Annotated in this window: 19 protein-coding genes and 1 tRNA gene; 14 read left to right on the top strand and 6 right to left on the bottom strand. The window is 70.6% G+C overall.

What is annotated here, in order from left to right:
- The first annotated feature begins 19 nt into the window (after positions 1–19).
- Together RKE50_RS15220 and RKE50_RS15215 are read left to right on the top strand one after the other, a co-directional pair.
- Positions 20–871, top strand: a complete 852-nt coding sequence (locus RKE50_RS15220) for a DUF72 domain-containing protein (RefSeq protein ID WP_350037736.1) — start codon at positions 20–22, stop codon at positions 869–871.
- A gap of 244 nt (positions 872–1,115) precedes the next feature.
- On the top strand, positions 1,116–1,898 hold the full coding sequence (locus tag RKE50_RS15215; protein WP_350037734.1) for a hypothetical protein: 783 nt from the start codon (positions 1,116–1,118) through the stop codon (positions 1,896–1,898).
- A 10-nt stretch (positions 1,899–1,908) separates the two neighbouring features.
- On the opposite strand, the gene RKE50_RS15210 is transcribed toward RKE50_RS15215, so the two are convergent.
- On the bottom strand, positions 1,909–2,172 hold the full coding sequence (locus tag RKE50_RS15210; RefSeq protein ID WP_350037732.1) for a hypothetical protein: 264 nt from the start codon (positions 2,170–2,172) through the stop codon (positions 1,909–1,911).
- A 191-nt stretch (positions 2,173–2,363) separates the two neighbouring features.
- Positions 2,364–2,440: transfer RNA gene (locus RKE50_RS15205), tRNA-Arg, on the bottom strand.
- A gap of 177 nt (positions 2,441–2,617) precedes the next feature.
- On the opposite strand from RKE50_RS15205, the gene RKE50_RS15200 reads away from it, so the two are divergent.
- Positions 2,618–3,637, top strand: coding sequence for a T6SS phospholipase effector Tle1-like catalytic domain-containing protein (locus tag RKE50_RS15200; protein WP_350037730.1), 1,020 nt, complete (start codon positions 2,618–2,620; stop codon positions 3,635–3,637).
- Here RKE50_RS15200 and RKE50_RS15195 read toward each other — a convergent pair.
- Genes RKE50_RS15195 through RKE50_RS15185 form a run of 3 tightly spaced genes read right to left on the bottom strand, consistent with a single transcriptional unit; the run spans position 3,634 to position 6,536 of the window.
- A complete protein-coding gene (locus tag RKE50_RS15195; RefSeq protein WP_350037728.1) occupies positions 3,634–4,941 on the bottom strand; it encodes a DUF3422 family protein in 1,308 nt (435 codons plus the stop codon). The genes RKE50_RS15200 and RKE50_RS15195 overlap by 4 nt on opposite strands.
- Positions 4,942–4,959: 18 nt before the next feature.
- A complete protein-coding gene (locus tag RKE50_RS15190; RefSeq protein ID WP_350037726.1) occupies positions 4,960–5,862 on the bottom strand; it encodes an alpha/beta fold hydrolase in 903 nt (300 codons plus the stop codon).
- A gap of 11 nt (positions 5,863–5,873) precedes the next feature.
- Positions 5,874–6,536, bottom strand: a complete 663-nt coding sequence (locus RKE50_RS15185) for a YiaD family glycine zipper/OmpA-like lipoprotein (protein WP_350037725.1) — start codon at positions 6,534–6,536, stop codon at positions 5,874–5,876.
- Between the two features lie 231 nt (positions 6,537–6,767).
- Here RKE50_RS15185 and bchI point away from each other — a divergent pair, with 231 nt between their 5' ends.
- From bchI to RKE50_RS15160, 5 genes are all read left to right on the top strand, one after another.
- Positions 6,768–7,796: a magnesium chelatase ATPase subunit I gene (gene bchI, locus RKE50_RS15180; RefSeq protein ID WP_350037723.1), complete on the top strand. Its 1,029-nt coding sequence runs from the start codon at positions 6,768–6,770 to the stop codon at positions 7,794–7,796.
- Positions 7,793–9,601, top strand: coding sequence for a magnesium chelatase subunit D (locus RKE50_RS15175; RefSeq protein WP_350037721.1), 1,809 nt, complete (start codon positions 7,793–7,795; stop codon positions 9,599–9,601). Before bchI ends, RKE50_RS15175 begins: the two co-directional genes overlap by 4 nt.
- Complete coding sequence (gene bchO, locus RKE50_RS15170; RefSeq protein WP_350037719.1) at positions 9,601–10,467, top strand: alpha/beta fold hydrolase BchO; 867 nt, start codon at positions 9,601–9,603, stop codon at positions 10,465–10,467. The genes RKE50_RS15175 and bchO overlap by 1 nt, the downstream gene beginning before the upstream one ends.
- 101 nt (positions 10,468–10,568) lie before the next feature.
- Positions 10,569–12,098 carry a phytoene desaturase gene (locus tag RKE50_RS15165; RefSeq protein ID WP_350037717.1) on the top strand — a complete coding sequence of 510 codons (1,530 nt, stop codon included), beginning with the start codon at positions 10,569–10,571 and terminating at the stop codon, positions 12,096–12,098.
- On the top strand, positions 12,079–13,158 hold the full coding sequence (locus tag RKE50_RS15160; RefSeq protein WP_350037715.1) for a phytoene/squalene synthase family protein: 1,080 nt from the start codon (positions 12,079–12,081) through the stop codon (positions 13,156–13,158). Before RKE50_RS15165 ends, RKE50_RS15160 begins: the two co-directional genes overlap by 20 nt.
- A 23-nt stretch (positions 13,159–13,181) precedes the next feature.
- On the opposite strand, the gene RKE50_RS15155 is transcribed toward RKE50_RS15160, so the two are convergent.
- Positions 13,182–14,150, bottom strand: a complete 969-nt coding sequence (locus tag RKE50_RS15155) for a carotenoid 1,2-hydratase family protein (protein WP_350037713.1) — start codon at positions 14,148–14,150, stop codon at positions 13,182–13,184.
- A 130-nt stretch (positions 14,151–14,280) separates the two neighbouring features.
- Here RKE50_RS15155 and RKE50_RS15150 point away from each other — a divergent pair, with 130 nt between their 5' ends.
- The 6 genes from RKE50_RS15150 (at position 14,281) to bchZ (ending at position 21,434) form a co-directional block, all read left to right on the top strand.
- Positions 14,281–15,168: a polyprenyl synthetase family protein gene (locus RKE50_RS15150; protein ID WP_350037711.1), complete on the top strand. Its 888-nt coding sequence runs from the start codon at positions 14,281–14,283 to the stop codon at positions 15,166–15,168.
- A 5-nt stretch (positions 15,169–15,173) separates the two neighbouring features.
- Positions 15,174–16,358: a methyltransferase gene (locus RKE50_RS15145; RefSeq protein ID WP_350037709.1), complete on the top strand. Its 1,185-nt coding sequence runs from the start codon at positions 15,174–15,176 to the stop codon at positions 16,356–16,358.
- 118 nt (positions 16,359–16,476) lie between these two features.
- Positions 16,477–17,427 carry a chlorophyll synthesis pathway protein BchC gene (gene bchC, locus RKE50_RS15140; protein WP_350037708.1) on the top strand — a complete coding sequence of 317 codons (951 nt, stop codon included), beginning with the start codon at positions 16,477–16,479 and terminating at the stop codon, positions 17,425–17,427.
- Positions 17,424–18,413, top strand: a complete 990-nt coding sequence (locus RKE50_RS15135; RefSeq protein WP_350037707.1) for a chlorophyllide a reductase iron protein subunit X — start codon at positions 17,424–17,426, stop codon at positions 18,411–18,413. Before bchC ends, RKE50_RS15135 begins: the two co-directional genes overlap by 4 nt.
- Positions 18,400–19,965 (top strand): chlorophyllide a reductase subunit Y, encoded by a 1,566-nt coding sequence (gene bchY, locus RKE50_RS15130; RefSeq protein WP_350037705.1) that lies wholly within the window; start codon positions 18,400–18,402, stop codon positions 19,963–19,965. The genes RKE50_RS15135 and bchY overlap by 14 nt, the downstream gene beginning before the upstream one ends.
- The gene (gene bchZ, locus RKE50_RS15125) at positions 19,965–21,434 is read left to right on the top strand and encodes a chlorophyllide a reductase subunit Z (protein WP_350037703.1); all 1,470 of its coding nucleotides are present in this window, start codon (positions 19,965–19,967) and stop codon (positions 21,432–21,434) included. Before bchY ends, bchZ begins: the two co-directional genes overlap by 1 nt.
- Positions 21,435–21,436: the final 2 nt, after the last annotated feature.

The raw sequence follows: 21,436 nt of genomic DNA, 5'->3' as shown, positions 1-21,436 counted from the left end.
GCCGCGTTATGCTCCCGGGATGGTTGCCTCGCCCGCCTGTTATCTCGGCCTGCCCGCCTGGGGCTTTCCAGGCTGGACCGGTACCTATTTCCCGCGCCCCGAGGGCCGGGAAACAACGCTGTCGCTGTACGCCCGGGTGTTCAACACCGTCGAGGGCAACACCACCTTCTACCGGGTGCCCGACCGGGCAACGGCGCAGCGCTGGGCCGCGGCGGTGGCCGGAACGGGTTTCCGCTTCAGCTTCAAGCTGCCGCGCACGCTCACCCACGAGGCGCGGCCCCGCGCCGCCGACCTCGCCGCCTTCTTCGACGCCATGGAGGTCATCGGTGAACACCTCGGGCCTTTACTCGTGCAGTGTCCGGCGACCCTGGGCCCGGAGGAACTGCCCGGGCTGGAGGCGCTCTTTACCCGCCTGCCCGGCGCGCATCGCTACGTGCTCGAACTGCGGCACCCCGCCTTCTTCACCGAGCCGCAGCGGGTGGAGCCGCTCCTCGAGCGCCACGATGCCGGCCGGGTCATGTTCGACAGCCGCCCGATCTACCGGGGCGATGCACAGCACCCGGAAGTGCTCGCCGCCCGGCACAGGAAGCCGGATGTGCCCCTGCTCGACACGGTCTACAACGGCCTCGCCTATGCCCGGGTCGTGCTGCACCCGGATGACAGCCAGAACGGGCCCTGGGTCGAGGAATGGCTGGCGCGCGGCGCCGCTTACCTCGAAGCCGGGCACACGCTGTACTTCATGATGCACTGTCCCAACAACCAGCACTGCCCCGCCTTCGCGGAGCGCTACCACGCCGCGCTCTGCGAGCGCGCTCCCGGCCTCGCGCCGCTGCCCCCGTGGCCGCTGCCGCAGCAGCCCGGGCTTTTCTAGCGGGCCGTAACCCGGAAGAGGCTGTCGGGAAAGTTTACAGTGTGCTGTTTCACCCGCCGTAGACGGCCCCCGACTCCCTTCCCCGGGCCCAGTGGGGACCGTTGCAGCGGGCCGAGAAGCGGGACGCCGGTCACAGAAACAGACCTCGCCCGGCCGCTTTGTGACCGGGGTCACGGCCCGCCCGCGCCTGTGGCTCGCCCCTTGCCTGCACCGCCTTGTACACGCAACGCACAAGGATTTGGTCATGATCACTACCTCACGGGCTTTCGCCGTTCTCGGCGTGCTGGCCGGCATGTTCCTCGGCGCTCGAGCCGAGGCTGAACCGATCGTATCGCCCGCGGTCACGATCACTTTTGATCGGCCCATCTTCAGCAAGGGGTCGGATAACGTGCACATCCGGTTCCCGGGAGAGTACGGCGGCAATGGCTCGGCTCATGTGGCCGCAGGCCGTTTCAGCGGCTCCGCCAGCAATCTCGTGGACGTCAGCGAGGACATCTTCGTGGACGGGGTCGATGACGTGTTCATGTACTGCTTCGACCTTTACGATGCAGTCCGCGGCGGCGACGTCGTCGACTACACCATCAACTTCGGCAGCATCATGCAGCGGACGCTGGACTTCATCGGGGCCGTGAACCGGGTGCTGAATACCCAGCGCGGCACGTTGGACGACTTCGACCGCTACGCCTGGGTGCGCCCGGACAACGCGGCGCAGAGCGCCGCGATCCAGCTCGGCCTGTGGGAGAGCAAGTACGAAAGCGATACGGACTGGAATATCGGCGTCGGCAGCTTCAGCGCCAGCGCCCTGCACAGCGGCACCGGGTCTGCGCTGGAAGGGTTCTTTGCGGCCGTACGCGATCAGGGCAATACGCCGCTGGAGCCGCAGTTTGCCATGCTACTCGAAAGCCCCGTGTACCAGGACATGATCACTGCCGATCCCCCGGGCACCGTACCCACGCCGGCGCCGCTGGGGCTTCTCCTCCTCGGCGGCCTGGCCGCGCTGTGGCAGCGGCGCCCCTCCCGGGGCTGATGCACTTCCCTCAATCGCTGCGCAGCCGCCGCCCCCAGCGGTGGCAGCGCGCGGCGCGAAACTTCTCTTCGTAGCCGTCCCGCGCCCGGCGCCAGCGCTCCATCTGCACCGCCGAGCCGCCACCGCGGCGCAGGCGCGTGTAGTGCTCGATGCGCTGGTGCCAGCGCTTGCAGGTGTCGAGGTCAGCCATCGCCTGGAGAGCCAGGGTTCGTGCAGGGGTGAGCCCCGTCGCCGCCAGTGCAAGCGCGGTGACAATCGGTAGTTGGTAATTCATCGTCTGTACCCGTGTGCGTTACCCCCCTGAAGGCTAGCTGTCGCCGCCATGGCGCTTCCACGGATTGAACGAAGTGGGCCGAACGGTGCTGCGCTGCGTGAGCGGGCCTGCGTGCTGAAGGGATAAAGGGCGCCTGTGGGGGCTCCCGGCTGATCTGTAAAGGATGTCTCCGGTATACACCCCCGGTGAAATGGCCCGCCCGAGAGGATTCGAACCTCTGACCTCTGCCTCCGGAGGGCAGCGCTCTATCCAGCTGAGCTACGGGCGGCCGGGATGCCCCTTGCGGGGAGGCCGATTCTAAAGGAATCGCCGCCCATTGGATAGGCGCGTGCCGCGGTGGTGCCATCCGCTTGGCAGGGCTGTGGTGCTGCGGCGGGTCATGGCATGCTCCGCGCTGGCGATAATTGTAACGATGTCAGGCGGGGACCGCCGCCGGGGAGCAGTCATGGCGAAGCACCTGGTTATCTGTGCCGACGGCACCTGGAACCGGCCGGAGGAGGACGACGGCGATGTGCCCACGAACGTCCTCCGCCTCGCCCGCGCGGTGCGGCCGGTGACGGCCGACGGCAGCGCACAGCACGTGTTCTATGACTGGGGGCTGGGCTCCTACTACGACCGGGTGCGCGGCGGCGTGGCGGGCCTCGGCATCCACAAGAACATCATGGATGCCTATCGCTATATCGTGCAGAACTACACGCCCGGCTGCGGCATCTACCTGTTCGGCTATAGCCGCGGCGCCTACACGGTGCGTGCCCTCTGCGGATTGATCAACAATTGCGGCATTCTCAAGCGCCCGGACGCGGGCCTGATCGTCGAGGCCTTCGCTCACTACAAGCGCACCGGCGATGCCTACAAGCCCTCTGGCAAGGCCTCCGTGGAGTTCCGCAAGCGGCACAGCCATCGCTCCCGGCGCATTCACTTCGTCGGCGCCTTCGATACCGTGGGCGCCCTTGGCATCCCCTTTTCCGTGCTCGGCCTGTTCGACAAGAACGACGAGTTCTACGACACCAAGCTCGGCGGCAATGTCGCCATTGCCCGGCACGCGCTGGCCATCGACGAACGCCGGGAGGATTTCGAGCCCACGCTGTGGGAGCCGCGGGCGGGCCTCGATCTCGACCAGGCCTGGTTTGCCGGCTCCCATGGCGACGTGGGCGGCGGCATCAAGGGCGCGGCGGCAAACGAGCCCATCGCCGCCGACGAGCCCCTCGCCTGGATGATGGCGGAGGCGGCCAGGGCGGGCCTGGGCTTCGAAGCGCACCTGCGCGAGGGCCTGCGCCGCAGTCCCACCGCGCGGATTCACGACTCGCGGCGGCACATCTACCGGCTGCGCAGGGCGGAGCCGCGCGCCCTTGAGCGCCCGGGCCGGCCGACGCGCCTGCATCCGTCGGTGCGCGCCCGCTGGCAGGCCGACCCGGGCTACCGCCCACCGAACCTGAAGCCGCTGCTGGGCAGCCCGTCCGACTAGGGCTCCCGGTGCAGCCGCCGGCGCACGGTGCGCACGGAAAACCACACCAGGGCGAAAACCGCGGGCGCGGCGAAGCCCGTCGCCACCTCCGGGTCCACGGGTGAACCGAGGGCCTTCGCCGACTTCAGCCCGTAGGCGATGAGGCCCACGGCGTAGTAGCTGATGGCGAAGATCGAGAAACCCTCCACGGCCTGCTGCAGGCGCAGCTGCAGCGTGGCGCGCTCGGCCATGGTCTCGAGGATGGCCTGGTTCTGTTTCTTCTGCACCATGTCGACCATGGAGCCGAGCAGCCCCGCGGCCCGGGCCACCCGTTCGGCGACCTCGTGCGTGCGCCGCTCCGCGGCGTCGCAGGTGCGCATCGCCGGCTGCAGGGTCTTCATGAGGAAGTTGGAATAGCGCTGGTAGCTGCCCAGGCGCTGCTCGTCGCACTCGTTGATGCGCCGCTCGACGATCCCCGCATAGGCCCGGGCGGCGGCGAAGCGGTAGGCGTTGGCCGCCGCGATGTGCTCCGCCTGGGCGGAGATGGCCGTGATCCGCCGCAGCAGTTCCTCGTGGGCGCTGTCGTCCCGGCGCTTGGCCAGCTGGCCCATGACCTCGTCGAGCTGTGGCTCCAGCTCGCCGAGCTCCGCCATCACCTCCCGCGCCCGCGGCAGGGCCATCATGGCGAGCATGCGGTAGGTCTCCATCTCCAGCAGCCGCTGCAGCAGCCGCGACAGGCGCCCCTCGCTGATGCCCCGGTCGATGACGACGATGCGCACGAAGCCCTCGGCATCGTGGCGGAACGCGGACCAGACCTCGGCGCCGTTCTCGGACATGGTGCCGCCGTAGATCTGCCGCGCGCCGAGCAGGGAGCGGGCGTAATCGACCGTGACGTTGCGGTCCCCGGCGCCGGCGACCAGCACCTCGATCTTCACGCCCACGAACATGTCGTCCATGAGTTCCTCGCGCTTGCCGGCGTCGAGGAAGTCGAGGGCGGACTCGGCGAAGGGCGGCTGGCCGTTGCCGGGCACCATGATGGTGTGGCTCGTGGCCTCCGTGTGGCCTTCCCACTTGATCATGCAGGAGCCGATCTGCACCGAGTGGTGGCGGCTGTCCGCCGCCGGCTGCCCCTGGCCGTGGTCGGCGCAGAACGCGGCGAAGCTGCGCCGGCTCTCCTCCAGGCTGGTCTCGCTGCGCAGCGCCACCAGGTGGGTGCAGCGGAACGGGGAGGGCAGCGACAGGCTCGGCCGGGCGTGCCACTCGTTGGAGAGCGCGATGCGCTGCTGGCGATGGGGAGCGATGCTCACCCGCTGTTCGGTGGTCATGGTCCCGTTCTCCCGGGGTCAGGCGCCGGAGCGTGAGCCGCCCGCGACATCATGCCAGAAGGCTTCCATGGCCGCCTGCGTGGCCACCGGCTGCTCCCAGTGCGGCAGCCCGAGGGTGGGCTCGATACGCTCGGCGCGCCAGTTGGGGCAGGCATCGAGGAGCTCCGGGAGCCGCTCGAAGGAGATGTTCGGGTCGTCGTCGTAGAGCACGAGCACGGGAACGGTCACCTGCCGGTAAAGGGCATTCACCGCGTCGGCCGTGAACAGCTGCATGGACAGGAAATAGAACGGCGCGTGCCGGGCGCCGGGCTGCTGCGTCGTGCGGTGCGCGTAGTCCACCAGGTCCTCGGGCGCCTTGCCCTTGAAGCCCATGTTCAGGAAGTAGCGCACGCTAGGCTTCACGGTGAGGGCCCGGTAGAGGCCCGCGCCCACGGCGGGCAGCTGGAAGAAACGGAGCAGGCGGCGCTGCGCCGTGGGCCCCGGCGGATCGCGGTCGCGCAGGCCCGTGGGGCTGAGCAGGACCAGGCTGCGCACCCGGTCCGTGGCCAGGCTCGCCCGGGCCGCGAACTCCGCGGTGGTGGAGAGGGCGACCACGTCGGTGGGGGCGCCGATGACGTCGTCGATGAAGCCGCTGATGGCGTCCGCGAACAGCTGCGAGTCGTAGCGGCGGTCGCGGCGCTCCGAGTGGCCGAAGCCCGGCAGTTCCAGCGCGTAGACCGGGCGCTGGCCGCGGTAGTGCTCGAACAGGGGCTTCATTTCGTAGGCGCTCGGCGCCGCGTTGATGCTGTGCAGCAGCAGCAGGGGCGTGCCGCCGACACCGCTATCGGCCGTCGTATCGGCATAGTAGGCCAGGCGGCCGCAGCGATCGCTGTGCCAGTCTGCGAGCGCGGCGTCGACGGCGGGGGGCAGGGCGCTGGTCACGACGCCCGCCGCTAACCCGTGATCGGGGCGAGGGTGATCTCGACCCGGCGGTTCTGTGCGCGGCCCTCGGCGGTGGCGTTCGAGGCCACGGGCTGGCGGCTGCCGAGGCCCGCCGTGGCGATCCGCTGCGGCAGGACCCCGCGGGAGGCGAGGTAGGCGGCGACGCTGTCGGCGCGCTGTTCGGACAGCGGCTGGTTGATCGCGTCGGTCCCGGTGCTGTCGGTGTGGCCCACGACTTCCACCAGGGTCTTCTCGTACTCGTTGACCACGGTGGCGACCGAGTCGAGCACGGGGTAGAAGTCGGCGCTGATCGCTGCCGCATTGGTCTGGAAGGTGATATTGCCGGGCATGTTGAGGACGATCTCGTCGCCGACGCGGCTCACGGAGACGCCGGTCCCGGCCAGCCGCTCGCGCAGGGCGGCCTCCTCCCGGTCCATGTAGCTGCCGACGCCGGCACCGGCGAGGGCGCCGATGCCGGCGCCGACCGCCGCGCGCTTGCGCTTCTGGCGGTTGTTGTCGCCGCTGATGGCGCCGATCAGGGCCCCCGCCACGGCGCCGGCGGCGGCGCCCTTGGTGGCATTCGCGGTCTTCGTTTCCCCGGTATAGGGGTCCGTGGTCTGGCAGGCCGCGAGCGTGGCGCAGAGCGCCAGGGCACCGGCGGTGGACGGTCGCATGCTTTCTCCTCGGCGCATCGGTGCGCCCCGGGTGGGCAGGGCCCGCGAGTATAGCGCAGGGTGGGGGAGGGGCCGCCATCGCTGACCTGTGTCAGTTTTTCCTTAACGTCCTGCCTGTCAGCTTGAGTTTCCGGGGCACTGCCGTTAAAAGGTGGAGTTCATTCCGGGGTGGCCGGGCGCGCTGCGCCGGTCGCCGCCAACGCCGCAAGCGATACAAGGACCCCTTCAGCCATGGCACTTGCCTATCCTTTCTCGGCCATCGTCGGCCAGGACGAGATGAAACGCGCCCTGCTCATTGCCTCCGTGGACCAGGACGTCGGTGGCGTCCTCGTCTTCGGCGACCGCGGCACGGGGAAGTCCACGGCCATCCGCGCCCTCGCGGCGCTCATGCCGAAGATGGAGGTGGTCGCGGGCTGCCCCTACAACTGCGATCCCGAGGGCCCGCGGCCGGGCCTCTGTGCCCAGTGCCGCCCCGGCGAACACCACGGCGCCGAGAAGGTCCGCAAGGAACCCATGCCGGTGGTCGACCTGCCCCTGGGCGCCACGGAAGACCGCGTGATCGGCGCGCTGGATCTCGAGCGCGCCCTGCGCGACGGCGAGAAGGCCTTCGAGCCGGGGCTCCTGGCCCGGGCGCACCGGGGCTTTCTCTATATCGACGAGGTGAACCTCCTCGAGGACCATATCGTCGATGCGCTCCTCGACGTCGCCGCCTCCGGCGAGAACGTGGTGGAGCGGGAGGGCCTGTCCATCCGCCACCCGGCCCGCTTCGTGCTGGTGGGCAGCGGCAACCCGGAGGAGGGCGAGCTGCGCCCGCAGCTGCTGGACCGCTTCGGCCTGTCGGTGGAGGTCACCACGCCCCAGGACATCAAGGCGCGGGTGGAGATCGTGCGCCTGCGCGACGAGTTCGAGCGGGATCGGGCCGCCTTCATCAAGCGCTTCCAGCGCAAGGAGGGCAAGGTCCGGCGGAAGATCCAGGATGCCCGCGGCCACCTCGAGAGCGTCGACCTGCCCGATGCCATCGTCGAGACGGCCGCCACCCTGTGCATGACCCTGGGCACGGACGGCCTGCGCGGCGAGCTGACCCTGATCCGCGCCGCGCGCGCCCTGGCGGCCCTCGAGGGAGCCGAGGCGGTAACGCCCGCACACCTGCGCACCGTGGCGCCCTCGGTACTGCGCCACCGCCTGCGCCGCGATCCGCTCGACGAGGCGGGTTCCGGAGCGCGCGTGGGACGGGCGATCGAGGAAGTCTTCAGCGCGTGAACGGCGGTGCCGCCAGCGCCGTCGCCGGTGACCCGGGCCTCGCCGCACTCTGGCGCGACGGGTTGCGCGCCGCCGCGCTGCTCGCGGTCGACCCGGCGGGGCTCGGCGGTGTCGCGCTGCGGGCCTGCCCGGGGCCGGTGCGCGAGGCCTGGCTGGAAGAGTGGCGGGCACTGGTGGGTGACGCGCCGGTGCGCCGGGTACCCCTGCACATTACCGAGTCCCGGCTCCTCGGCGGCCTCGATCTCGCCGCGACGCTCCGCGCCGGGCTGCCGGTCACCGAGCGCGGACTCCTCGCCGACTGCGACGGCGGCTTTGCCGTCCTCGCCATGGGTGAGCGCGCGAGCCGTTCCACGGTGGCCCACCTGGCCACGGCCCTGGACCGGGGCGAACTGACCCTCGCCCGGGAGGGGATCCACGGGGAGGTGCAGGCCCGCATCGCGCTGGTGGCGCTCGACGAGGGGCAGGACGACAGCGAGGTGCTGTCGCCGGTGCTGCGCGACCGCCTCGCCTTCCAGCTCGACCTCACGCCCCTGTCCATCCGCGATCTCGACGAGCCGCCCTTCGATGCCGCCGATGTGGCCGAGGCGCAGGCGATGCTCGGCGCCGTCAGCGTACCCGAAGACGCCGTCCGCGCCCTGGTGGCCACCGCGATGGCCCTCGGCGTGGCCGGCGTGCGCGCCTGCCAGTTCGCCGTGGCCGCGGCGCGGGCCGGGGCTGCACTCGCCGGTCGCCACGAGGTCGACGAGCGCGACCTCGACCTCGCCGCGCGCCTGGTGCTCTCGCCGCGGGCCACGCAGATTCCGGCGCCGCCGGAAGAGCCGGAGGCGCCCGAGGAGACGCCGCCGGAGGAACCGGACTCCGACGAGGACAGCAAGGGCGAGGACGACGACCCGCCGGAGCCGCCGGACCTGGACCAGCCCCTGGAGGACCGGGTGCTGGAGGCGGCGGCGGCCGCCATCCCCGAGGCCCTCCTCGCCAGCCTGGAGGCGAACACGGTGCAGCGCAGCCGCGGCGGCGCCGGTGGCCGCTCCGGGGTGCAGCAGCGCTCCAAGTTGCGCGGCCGGCCCATGGGGACGCTGCCCGGGGATCCGCGCCACGGCGCGCGCCTGAGCCTCATCGATACGCTGCGCGCCGCGGCCCCCTGGCAGCCCCTGCGCCGGGCGAGCGACGCGGCGGAGGGTCGCACCGACGGCCCCGGGGTGATCGTGCAGAAGGACGACTTCCGCGTGACCCGGTTCCGGGAGCGCACGGAAAGCACGATCATCTTCGTGGTGGATGCCTCCGGCTCCGCGGCGCTGCACCGCCTCGCGGAGGCAAAGGGTGCGGTGGAGCTGCTGCTCAACGACTGCTACGTGCGCCGCGACCAGGTCGCTCTCATCGCCTTCCGCGGCGAAGGGGCGGAGATGCTGCTGCCGCCCACGCGGTCCCTCGTGCGCGCCAAGCGCAACCTGTCGGCGCTTCCCGGCGGCGGCGGCACGCCGCTGGCCGCCGCCATCGACGCCGCGGCCTCCCTCGCCGAGCACATCCAGCGACGGGGCGGCACGCCGAGCGTGGTGTTCCTTACCGATGCGCGCGCCAACATCACCCGCGAGGGCAAGGCCGGGCGCCAGCAGGCTTTCGAGGAGGCCCTGGCCTCGGCCGGGCAGCTGCGGGTCCTCGACGTGCGCAGCATGGTCATCGATACCTCGCCCCGGCCGCACCCGAACGCCGAGGCCCTCGCCCGTTCCCTCGCCGGCCGCTACCTGCCCCTGCCGCACGCCGACGCCCGCGCGCTGCGCGATACCGTCGAGGCGGTCGGGGCCTGATGGTCGCGGATATCCGCGAGGACTGGCCGAACCGGGCCGCGAGCCGCTATGTTGACGCCGGCGGGCTGCGCTGGCACGTGCAGTCCCTCGGCGACGCCGGGCCGGACCTCCTGCTGCTCCACGGCACCGGGGCGGCGACCCATTCCTGGGCCGGCCTGGCGCCGCTGCTGGCGACACGCTTCCGGGTGGTGGCGCCGGACCTGCCCGGGCACGGCTATACCGACTACCAGCCCGCGGCCCGCTCCCTGCCGGGCATGGCGCAGGCCATGCGCGCGCTCATCGCCGAGCTGGCGCTCTCGCCGGCGCTCATCGTGGGCCACTCCGCCGGCGCCGCCGTCGCCGCGCAGCTGGTGCTCGACGGCGCTGCCACGCCGGCGGCCCTCGTGTCGCTGAACGGCGCGCTGCTGCCGCTCCCGGGCATGATGGGCAAGCTGTTTCCCGGGGCCGCGCGGGTGCTCGACCGGGTGCCGGCGCTGCCGCAGCTGCTCGCCTTCAGCGCCCGGCGGCGGCCGATGATGGACCGGTTCATCGAGCAGACCGGATCGGCCAGCGACAACATCGGCGTCGACTTCTACCACGGCCTGTCCCGCTCCTCGAAGCATATCCGCGGTGTCCTCGGCATGATGGCCGCGTGGGAGCTGGAGGGCCTGGAGGCCGACCTGCCGCGGCTTGCGGTACCCCTGCACCTCGTGGCCTGCCAGAACGACCGTGCGGTACCGCCCGCCCAGGCGCGCAGCCTCCTCGCCCGCGTGCCCGGCGCGGTGCTGCATCCGGTATCTGGGCTCGGCCACCTCGGCCACGAGGAGAACCCGCAGCTGTTCGCCGACCTGATCATGGGGATTGCGCACGAGGCGGGGTTGCCCTGACCCCTGTTCAAAGGCCGGATCTTGTCCTGCATCAAGCTTCACGACGCAGAAGGCTGTGCTATGCTGTTAAGCCAGCTTGACACTTTGGGGTGTAAGAAAAAATGAACAGTCCGTTGCCGGAGTTCACCACGCCCATCGCCGGGCCCGACGCCCCCCACGCCGTGGTCATCGGCAGCGGTATCGGCGGCCTCGCCGCGGCGATCCGCCTGGGTGCCCGCGGTTTCCGCGTCACCGTGCTCGAGCGCCTGGATGCCCCCGGCGGCCGCGCCTACGTGCACAAGCAGGACGGTTTCACCTTCGATGCCGGGCCGACCATCGTCACCGCACCGTTCCTGCTCCGCGAACTCTGGAACCTCTGCGGCAAGCGCTTCGAGGACGACGTGGACCTGCGCCTCATGTCGCCGTTCTACCGCATCCGCTTCGACGACGGGAAGGTCTTCGACTACCACGGCGACGCCGACAAGACCCGCGCCGAGATTGCCCGTTTCAATCCGGCGGATGTCGCCGGTTACGACGCGTACATGGAGATCAGCCGCCGGACCTACGAGATCGGCTTCGAGAAAGTGGGCCACCTGCCCTTCGACTCCTTCGCCGACCTCATGAAGATGGCGCCGGACTTCCTCGCCCTGCGCGCCTATCGCAGCGTCTACAACCAGGTCTCGCATTACGTGCAGGACCCCTACGTGCGCATCGTGCTCAGTTTCCATCCGCTGCTGGTGGGCGGCAATCCGTTCTCCGTGCCCGCGGTGTACACGCTCATCTCCTACCTGGAGCGACAGTTCGGGGTGTACTCGGCGATGGGCGGTACCGGGGCGATCATCAATGGCCTCGTGGGGCTCATCCGCGGCCAGGGCAATCGGCTGCGCTTCAATGCCGAGGTGGACGAGATCCTCGTCGAGCAGGGCAAGGCTACCGGCGTGCGCCTGGCCGACGGCGAGACCCTCAAGGCCGATATCGTCGTCTCCAACGCGGACGCCGCCTGGACCTACCGGCACCTCGTGCCCGCCAGCGCCCGGCGGACCTGGACCAACCGGCGCATCGAGCGCTCGCGTTTCTCCAACGGTCTCTTCGTCTGGTACTTCGGCACCAACCGCCGCTACGAGGACGTGCCGCACCACGCCATCGTGCTCGGGCCGCGCTACAAGGGCCTGGTCACCGACATCTTCAAGCACAAGCGCCTGAGCCAGGATTTCAGCCTCTACCTGCACCGGCCCACGGCGACCGACCCCGGTCTCGCGCCCGAAGGCTGCGACGCCTTCTACGCGCTGTCACCGGTGCCGCACCTCGAGGGTGACGTGGACTGGTCAATACATGCCGAGACCTACCGCAAGGCCATCGAGCAGCGCCTCGAGGAAACGATGCTCCCGGGCCTCGGCGCCTCCCTGGCGACGTCCCTGGTCACCACGCCGCTGGATTTCGAGAACCGGCTCCTGTCCTACCGCGGCGCCGGCTTCAGCTTCGAGCCGGTGCTCTGGCAGAGCGCCTCCTTCCGCCCGCACAACCGCAGCGAGGATGTGCAGGGGCTCTACCTGGTCGGCGCGGGCACGCACCCCGGCGCCGGGATGCCCGGGGTGATCTCCTCTGCCCGGGTGCTCGACACGGTCGTTCCCCATGCCAACACCTTCCGCTGAGCGCCTGCTGCCCATGCACGAGGCGGACCTCGCCGCCTGCCGCACGCTGCTGAAGACCGGCTCGCGCTCCTTCTTCGCGGCTGCCCATTTCCTGCCCTACCGCTGCCGCGACGCGGCGACGGCGCTGTACGCCTTCTGCCGCCAGGCCGACGACGCGGTGGACGAGAGCGGCGCGCCGGCGGAAGCGCTCGCGGTACTGCACCAGCGCCTCGATGCGCTCTATGCCGGCACGCCTCAGAACTACCCGGCGGACCGTGCGCTGGCGGCCGTGGCGCAGCGCTGCGGCCTGCCCAAGGCGCTGCTGGAAGCGCTGCTCGAGGGCTTCGCCTGGGATGCGGAAGGCCGCTGTTACGATGACCTAGAGGGCGTGCTGTCCTACTCGGCGCGGGTTGCGGGCGCGGTCGGCGTGATGATGGCGGTGCTCATGGGCGAGCGGGATGCCCACGTCCTCGCCCGCGCGGCGGACATGGGCGTGGCCATGCAGCTGACCAACATCAGCCGGGACGTGGGCGAGGACGCGCGCAACGGCCGCCTCTACCTGCCCCGGGCGTGGCTGCGCGAGGCCGGCATCGATCCGGAGGGCTTTCTCGCCGAGCCCCGGTACAGCGAGGGGCTGGCCGAGGTCCTGGCCCGGCTCCTGGCGGTGGCCGATACCCTCTACCGCCGCGCGGACAGCGGCCTGACCCGGCTGCCCTCGCGCTGCCGGCCGGGCATGTACGCGGCGCGCCTGCTCTATTCCGCGATCGGCGAGCAGCTGGCTGCCTGCGGTTACGACTCGGTGAGCCGGCGCACGGTGGTGCCCGGCGGCGGCAAGCTGCGCCGCCTCCTCGGCCTGGGGCGCCTGCCCTGGCTGGGCGAGAGCGATCTCGCGGCACCGGTGCTCGCGGAAAATCATTTCCTCGTCGAGGCCGTTAGCGCCCATCCCGGGCCGCGGGTCAGCTCCCTGCTCGAGAGCGAGGGGCGGATCTCCTGGGTCCTGGAGCGCTGGGCCGAACTCGACGCACGCGCCCGCCTGCCGCTGCGGGCCACGATCTCCGCGAGCGGCGCACGCCGCGCCTGACCTCTCCCCTCAGCGGTTGCCGATCAGCTGCGGCGGGCCCGCCGCGGCAGGCGGAAGGGCAGCAGCAGCTGTACCCAGCGCCGGCTGAACCGGTCCAGGTCCAGGCTCTCGTGCACGGCATTGACCGGCTCGCCGAGGGCGCGACAGGCCAGCAGCGACCGCGAGTAGAAGGGCGTGTCCTCGAGGGTGCGGCGCACCGTCACCGGGGTGCCGGGGTCGGCTTGCGTACTGCGCGCCATGCGCCAGATGGTGGCGCGCGGCAGCTGCTGCGTGGGCAGCGGTGAAAGCTCCGTGACCGCCCCGGTGGCGCCGAAGCGCAGGGCGAGCAGGCGCTCGCTGCCGTCGCGCAGCCGCGCGTGGTACTGCACCAGGCTGCCGCCGTCCGCGAGCGGCGCCCGCGACCAGTCCCAGTCCCTGAAGGCCCGCTCCAGCGGCTCGGCCCCGCGGTTGCTGTCGAAGTAGCCGTGCCCCTCCCAGCTGAGGCCCGGTTTCTCCATGCTGACCCGGGCGCGGCAGCTCGGTGCGATCGGCCACCAGCGGTGCCTGCCGGCCGGGTCGAGGGCGTAGTCCGTGGCGGTGATGCCGGGCAGTTCCAGCTCGATGCGGCCGCGCAGGCGGCCGGGCAGCGGGACCGTGACCTCGTCGAGGGTGACGCTCACCTGCCGGCCCTGCCAGCGGATCGACGAACCGCGGGCGCTGAGCTGCTCGCCGTCGCGGCGGAGATCCCCGGCGCCGCGTTCGGTCATGGCCCAGTGCTTGCTTCCCGGGTTGTAGAGCACCGCGTTGAAGCCGCAGTGCTGCTCCGGGTCCGGCGCGGCGAGGCGGCGCCGGGCGGCGGCGTAATAAGGGGAGAAGACGCTGCCGACGAACACGATCACCGTCAGGGCGTGCTCGCCGTCGTCGCTCATGGCATCGAGGTACCACCAGTGGTAGCCGCCGGGGGTGACCGGGGCGGCAAACCCGGGCGCCGGTGCGGCCGCGCGCTCGAGCATCGCTTCTTGTCCTGGATCAGCAAAGTTCCTTGCAGTCTAGCAATGTCTAACTTAAATTACAGTCTATACTGTCAATAAAACTGGACAGACCGGCGGGGTCTCTCGCCGGTGCACAAGGGAAGGTGGTGCGATGGGCAAGATCGAGGCACAGGGGCTCCCGGGATACGAACTGGCGCTGCAGGACGCCGTGGCCCTGGCAGCGGGGGATGCCTGTCCGCCGCAGCTGGCGCGAGCGCTGCAGTACGCCGTCTTCCCCGGTGGTGCAAGGGTGCGACCGCAGCTGTGCATGGCGGTGGCCGCCGCCAACGGTGGCGGCGACCCGGCGCTCACCCGCGCCGCGGCGGCCGCGATCGAGCTGCTCCACTGCGCCTCGCTCGTCCACGACGACATGCCCTGCTTCGACAACGCCAGCGAGCGCCGGGGCAAGCCCTCGGTCCACCAGGCTTTCGGCGAGCAGCTCGCGCTGCTCGCCGGCGACGCGCTGATCGTCGCCGCCTTCGAGACCCTCGGCCGCGCCGCCACTGCCGGCGACCCGGCCCGGTTGCCGCCGCTGCTGGCGGTGATCGCCGAGGGCGTGGGCGCGCCGCACGGGATCTGTGCCGGCCAGGCCTGGGAGTGCGAGAGCCGGGTCGATCTCGAGCGCTACCACCGCGCCAAGACCGGTGCCCTGTTCATTGCCGCCACGGCCGCGGGCGCGGTCGTATCCGGCGGTGACGTCGATGCCTGGCGCCGCCTGGGCGATTGCATCGGCCACAGCTACCAGGTTGCCGACGATATCCTCGACGCCGCGGCCGAGGCCGCCGAGATCGGCAAGCCGACGGGCCAGGACGAGGCCCATGGCAGGCCCTCGGCGGTGCGCAGCCTTGGCCTCGACGGCGCCGTGGCCCACTTGAAGGCACTGGTGGACGCGAGCGTGGAAGCCGTGCCGCCCTGCGCCGGCCGCGAGCAGCTGCAGCAGCTCGTCCGCAACCAGTCCCGGCGCTTCCTGCCGAAGAGCCTGGCCGGCCAGGCCGCCTGAGCGCGGTGGGCGAGCCGGCAGGCAGCCACGTCGCGACGGTGGGTGATACCCCGCCACGGGCCGGTGGTTTGCGCGAGCGTCTCCTTGCCTGGCGCGACCGGCTTCTCGGCAACCCGTCCTTCCATCGCGCCGCCGCCCGCTTTCCACTGACGCGTCCCATCGCCCAGCGGCGCGCCCGGGCGCTCTTCGACCTGAGCGCCGGCTTCGTCTACTCGCAGATTCTCTTCGCCTGTGTCCGCGCCGGGCTCTTCGACCTGCTCGCCGACGGCCCGCGCAGTACCGCGGCCATCGCCTCGGCTACGGGGCTGCCCGAAGAGGGCGCGCTGCGGCTGCTCCGCGGCGCCGCCGCCCTGCGCCTCGTGCAGGGCGCGGGTGATGGCTTCTGGCGCCTCGGCGAGCAGGGGGCCGTGATGCTCGGCAACGCGTCCATCGGCGCGATGGTGTCGCATCACGAGCGTCTCTATGCCGACCTCGCCGATCCGCTGGCGCTGCTCGGCGGCCGCGCAGATACCAACCTGGCGCGCCTGTGGCCCTACGCCGGTGGCGAGCGCGATGCCATGGCGGCGGACGAGGTCGCGGCCTACAGCGAATTGATGGCGGGCTCGCAGAGCCTGCTTTCCGAGGACATTCTCGATGCCTGCGGTGCCGCCGACAGCCGCCACTGGCTCGACGTGGGCGGTGGCGAAGGCGTCTTCCTCGCTGCCGCCCTGCGCCGCAACAGCGCGCTGCGCGGCACGGTCCTGGACCTGCCCCAGGTCGCGACCCGCGCCCGCGAACGCCTGCTGCAGTGCGGCCTGGCCGCGCGCGCCGAGGCCGTGGGCGGCGACATGTTCAACGATCCCTGGCCCGCCGGTGCGGATACGATCTCCCTGGTGCGCGTGCTGCACGACCACGACGATGCGCCGGCCCGCGCCCTCATCGCCCGGGCCCGGGAAGCCCTTCCGCCCGGGGGGCGCCTGGTCATCGCCGAGCCCATGGCCGGCACCCGGGGCGCCGAGGCCATGGGCGACGGCTATTTCGGCTTCTATCTCTGGGCCATGGGCAGCGGCCGGCCGCGGACCGCCGGGGAGCTCCGGCGCTGGGTGCTGGAGGCCGGCTTCGATCGCTGCCGGGAGCTGAAAACCGCCCAGCCGATGCTCGCACGGGTGCTGGTTGCGGCGCGTGACGGACAAGATGTTAAATCAACTTGACATCTCAGAATGTAAACTTAAACTTACACCTAGCGGTTTTGCTAAGAGAGCCGCCATGCCCGTCGCCACGGCGCGCCGGGTCTGCAGGTAAGTTGTTGTCAGGTCAGGGGATTTCCTGGTGAGCAGTCAAGCTACAGCTGTCGTCTTCGAGCAACCGGGCAAGATGTCCGTGCGCAAGGTCGGCATCGTCGAGCCCGCCGAGGGCGACTGTGTCATCGATATCGAGTGGAGCGGCATCAGCACCGGCACCGAGCGCCTGCTCTGGCAGGGCCGCATGCCGGCCTTCCCGGGGCTCGCCTATCCACTCGTTCCCGGTTACGAGTCCGTGGGCCGTGTCGCCGCCGTCGGCGACGGCTGTGACCTCGCGCTGGGCCAGCGCGTTTTCGTGCCCGGCTCGCGCGGCTACACGGATGTACAGGGATTGTTCGGCGGCGCCGCCGATCGCCTCGTGGTGGATGCCACGCGGGTGACGCTGCTGGACGACGCGTTGGGGGAAGAAGCAGCCCTCCTGGCCCTCGCGGCCACGGCACTGCGCGCCGTGACCCGGGGGCCGGAGGGTGTGCTTCCCGACCTCGTGATCGGCCACGGCGTCCTGGGCCGGCTGGTCGCGCGGGTGGTGCTCGCCCTCGGCGGCGAGGCGCCGACGGTCTGGGAACTCGACGCCGGCCGTCGCGCCGGTGCCGACGGCTACCCCGTCATCGACCCCGAAAGCGAAACGCGCCGCGACTACCGTCTTATCTGCGATGTCAGCGGGGCCGTGGGGCTCCTCGATACGCTCGTGGCGCACCTCGCCCCGGGCGGCTGCATCGTACTCGCCGGCTTCTACCAGGAGCCGGTGTCCTTCACCTTCCCGCCGGCCTTCATGCGCGAGGCGCAGTTGCGCATCTCCGCAGAATGGCAGCAGGAAGACCTCGAGGCCGTCGTAAAGCTGGCCGCCGACGGGCGCCTGAACCTCGACGGCCTCATCACGCACCGCCAGCCCGCGGCCCATGCCGCGCCAGCCTATCGCCAGGCCTTTGGCGATAGTGAATGCCTAAAAATGATCCTGGATTGGAGGTCCGTTCAATGACTGACGCATCCGTAAACGAATACACACCGGATCACGAGAAAGAAGACGCCGGTGACCTTCTCGCGAGTTCGGGGGGCGGACCGAAAACACAGATTATCGCCATCTACGGCAAGGGCGGGATCGGCAAGAGCTTCACGCTCTCCAACCTGTCCTACATGATGGCGCAGCAGGGCAAGAAGGTCCTGCTCATCGGCTGCGACCCGAAAAGCGATACCACCTCGCTCCTCTTCGGCGGCAAGGCCTGCCCGACCATTATCCAGACCGCCTCGGCCAAGAAGGAGGCGGGCGAGGAAGTCCGCGTCGAGGACGTCTGCTTCATGCGTGACGGCGTCTTTGCCATGGAACTCGGCGGGCCGGAAGTGGGCCGCGGCTGCGGCGGCCGGGGCATCATCCACGGCTTCGAAACCCTCGAGAAACTCGGCTTCCACGACTGGGATTTCGACTACGTGCTGCTCGACTTCCTCGGCGACGTGGTCTGCGGCGGTTTCGGCCTGCCCATCGCCCGCGACATGTGCCAGAAGGTCATCGTGGTCGCCTCGAACGACCTGCAGTCACTCTATGTGGCCAACAACGTCTGCTCCGCGGTCGAGTACTTCCGCAAGCTCGGCGGCAACGTCGGCGTCGCCGGCATGGTCACCAACAAGGACGACGGTACCGGGGAGGCGCAGGCTTTCTGCAAGGCCGTGGGCATCCCGGAGCTGGCCAGCATCCCGGCGCACGACGACATCCGCCGCAAGAGCGCCAACTACGAGATCATCGGCTACCCGGACGGCGAGTGGGGCCCGCTCTTCGGCCAGCTCGCCACCAACGTTGCCGAGTCGCCGCCGCACCAGCCGACGCCGCTGTCCCAGGATGGCCTGCTCGAGCTCTTCTCCGGCGACGACGTGGGCCGCGACGTGGTCCTCAAGCCGGCGACCCAGGCCGACCTCTGCGGCGTTGACCATCAGCCCAAGCCTTCGCTCGAGGTGATCTATGACGCGGTCTGAACACGAGCAGGCGCCCGAGGCACCCGCCGTGAACGGTGCCGAACGCATCCCGGTCGCCCCGGTGGAAGAGCTGCCGGCGTCGGAGGTCCAGGACGTGGAGGCGGCGGTCGCCTCCGAGGGCGGCGGCTGCCACGCCGGCGCTGCGCGCATGCAGGCCGACGCGAAAGCGAGCGGCAAGGCTGCGCTGCTCGAACAGTACAAGCAGGATTACCCCACGGGCCCGCACGACCAGCCGCAGAGCATGTGCCCGGCCTTCGGCTCCCTGCGCGTGGGCCTGCGCATGCGGCGCACGGCCACGGTGCTGTCCGGCTCCGCCTGCTGCGTCTACGGCCTCACTTTCACTTCGCACTTCTACGGCGCCCGGCGCACGGTGGGTTACGTACCCTTCGATTCCGAGACGCTGGTCACCGGGAAGCTGTTCGAGGATATCCGCGAGTCCGTGCACAAGCTCGCCGACCCGGAGCAGTACGACGCCGTGGTCATCATCAATCTCTGCGTGCCCACGGCCTCGGGCGTGCCGCTGGATCTCCTGCCGAAGGCGATCAACGGTGTCCGCATCATCGGCATCGACGTGCCGGGCTTCGGCGTGCCGACGCACGCGGAGGCCAAGGACATCCTGGCCGGCGCCATGCTCCGCTACGCCCGCACGGAAGCGGAGGCCGGCCCCGTTGCCGCCCCGACCGGCGGGCACAGCGAAAAGCCGGCCATTGCCCTGATCGGCGAAATGTTCCCGGTGGACGCCGTGACCATCGGCCGGCTGCTGGACCCGATGGGTCTCGCCGCCGGGCCCACGGTGCCCACGCGGGAGTGGCGCGAACTCTACGGCGCCCTCGACTGCGCCGCCGCCGCCATGATCCATCCCTTCTACACGGCGACGCAGCGGCAGTTCGACGCCGCCGGTCGGCCCTGCCTGGGCTCTGCCCCGGTCGGTTACGAGGGCACGGAGGCCTGGCTCGAGTCCGTGGCCGCGACCCTCAACATCGGCAGCGACGCGCTTGCCGCCGCCAAGGAGGCCGCCCTGCCGGGGATCGCCGCGGCCCTCAAGGCCACGCAGATCGACGCGCGCATCACGCTGTCGGGCTACGAGGGTTCGGAGCTGCTGGTGGCCCGGCTGCTGGTGGAGAGCGGCGCCGACCTGCGTTACGTCGGCACTGCCTGTCCGAAGACCCGCTGGTCCGACGCGGACCGGGCGTGGCTCGAGGCCCGGGGCGTAGAGGTGAACTTCCGCGCCTCCCTCGAGGACGATGTCGCCGCCATGCGCAACTACGAGCCGGATCTTGCCATCGGCACCACGCCGGTGGTGCAGAAGGCCAAGGAACTCGCCATCCCGGGCCTGTACTTCACCAACCTCATTTCCGCGCGCCCGCTCATGGGCGCGGCCGGCCCGGGCTCCATTGCCGAGGTCATCAACGCCGCCGTCGCCAACAAGGCCCGTTTCGACGCCATGGAGGCGTTCTTCGACGGGGTGGGCGAGGGCGACAACGCCGGCATCTGGCAGCCGGAAATGCTCGACGCGAAACACGCGCCCCTGGGCGCGGGGGGAGCCGCCTGATGCTGGTGCTCGATCACGATCGCGCGGGGGGCTACTGGGGCTCCGTGTACGTGTTCACGGCTATCAAGGGCCTGCAGACCATCATCGATGGCCCGGTGGGCTGCGAGAACCTGCCGGTGACCTCCGTACTGCACTACACCGACGCGCTGCCGCCGCACGAACTGCCGGTGGTGGTGACGGGCCTCGCCGAAGAGGAACTGGGCCAGCACGGGACCGAGGGCGCCATGCGCCGCGCCCACGAGACCCTGGACCCGGACCGCCCGTCCGTCGTGGTCACCGGCTCCATCGCCGAGATGATCGGCGGCGGGGTGACGCCGGAAGGCACCGGGATCGAGCGCTTCCTGCCGCGGACCATCGACGAAGACCAGTGGCAGAGCGCCGACCGCGCCATGAACTGGCTATGGACCCGCTTCGGCGCGAAGAAGGGCAAGAAAGTCCGCGCCGCCTGGGAGAAGAAGCGCGAGGCCGGCAAGGCCGCCCCGCGGGTCAACATCATCGGGCCGATCTACGGCATGTTCAACACCTGGTCGGACCTGGCCGAGATCCGCCGCCTGGTCGAGGGTATCGGCGCCGAGGTCAACATGGTCTTCCCCCTCGGTTGTCACATCGACGACGTGTGCAACCTCGCCGAAGCCGACGTCAACATCTGCATGTACCGGGAGTTCGGCCGGTTGCTCTGCGAGGAACTGGACGTGCCCTACTTGCAGGCCCCCATCGGTCTGCACAGCACCACCAAGTTCCTCGAGAAGCTCGGCGAACTGCTGAACCTCGACCCGCAGCCCTTCATCGCGCGGGAGAAGCACACCACCATCAAGCCGATCTGGGACCTGTGGCGCTCGGTGACCCAGGACTTTTTCGGCACGGCCAGCTTCGGCATCGCCGCCAACGAGACCTACAGCCGCGGCGTGCGCCACTTCCTCGAGGAGGAGCTGGGGCTGCCCTGCCACTTTGCCTTCGAGCGCCGCGCCGGCACCAAGACCGACAACGAGGCCGTTCGCGAAGCCGTGCAGACGCAAACGCCCCTGGTGGTTTTCGGCGGCTACAACGAGCGCATGTATCTCGCCGAGGTCGGTGCGCGCGCCGTGTACATTCCCGCGTCGCTGCCCGGCACGATCATCCGCCGGCACACCGGGACCCCGTTCATGGGCTACGGCGGCGCCTGTTACCTGGTGCAGGAAGTCTGCAACGCGCTCTTCGATGCGCTGTTCCACATCCTGCCGCTGGGCACGGACCTCGACAGGGCCGAGGCCACGCCGGCCCGGGAGCGCACATCCATTGCCTGGGAAGTCGAGGCGGAAATGGCCCTCGACAAGCTCGTGGCCGCCGAGCCGATCCTGGTCCGGATCTCCGCGGCCAAGCGCCTGCGCGACGCGGCAGAAAGCGCTGCCCGCGGCAGCGGTGCGGAGCAGGTCACCATGCAACACCTGCAGCTGGCTCGCCAGCTGCTCGCCACGGGAGGCGCTGCGTGAGC

It is taken from the genome of Pseudohaliea sp. (genome assembly GCF_040217025.1).
Taxonomy (GTDB): Bacteria; Pseudomonadota; Gammaproteobacteria; order Pseudomonadales; family Halieaceae; genus Pseudohaliea.
Note: the sequence above shows the minus strand (reverse complement) of the source record. Positions and strands in the feature narration are given on the sequence as shown.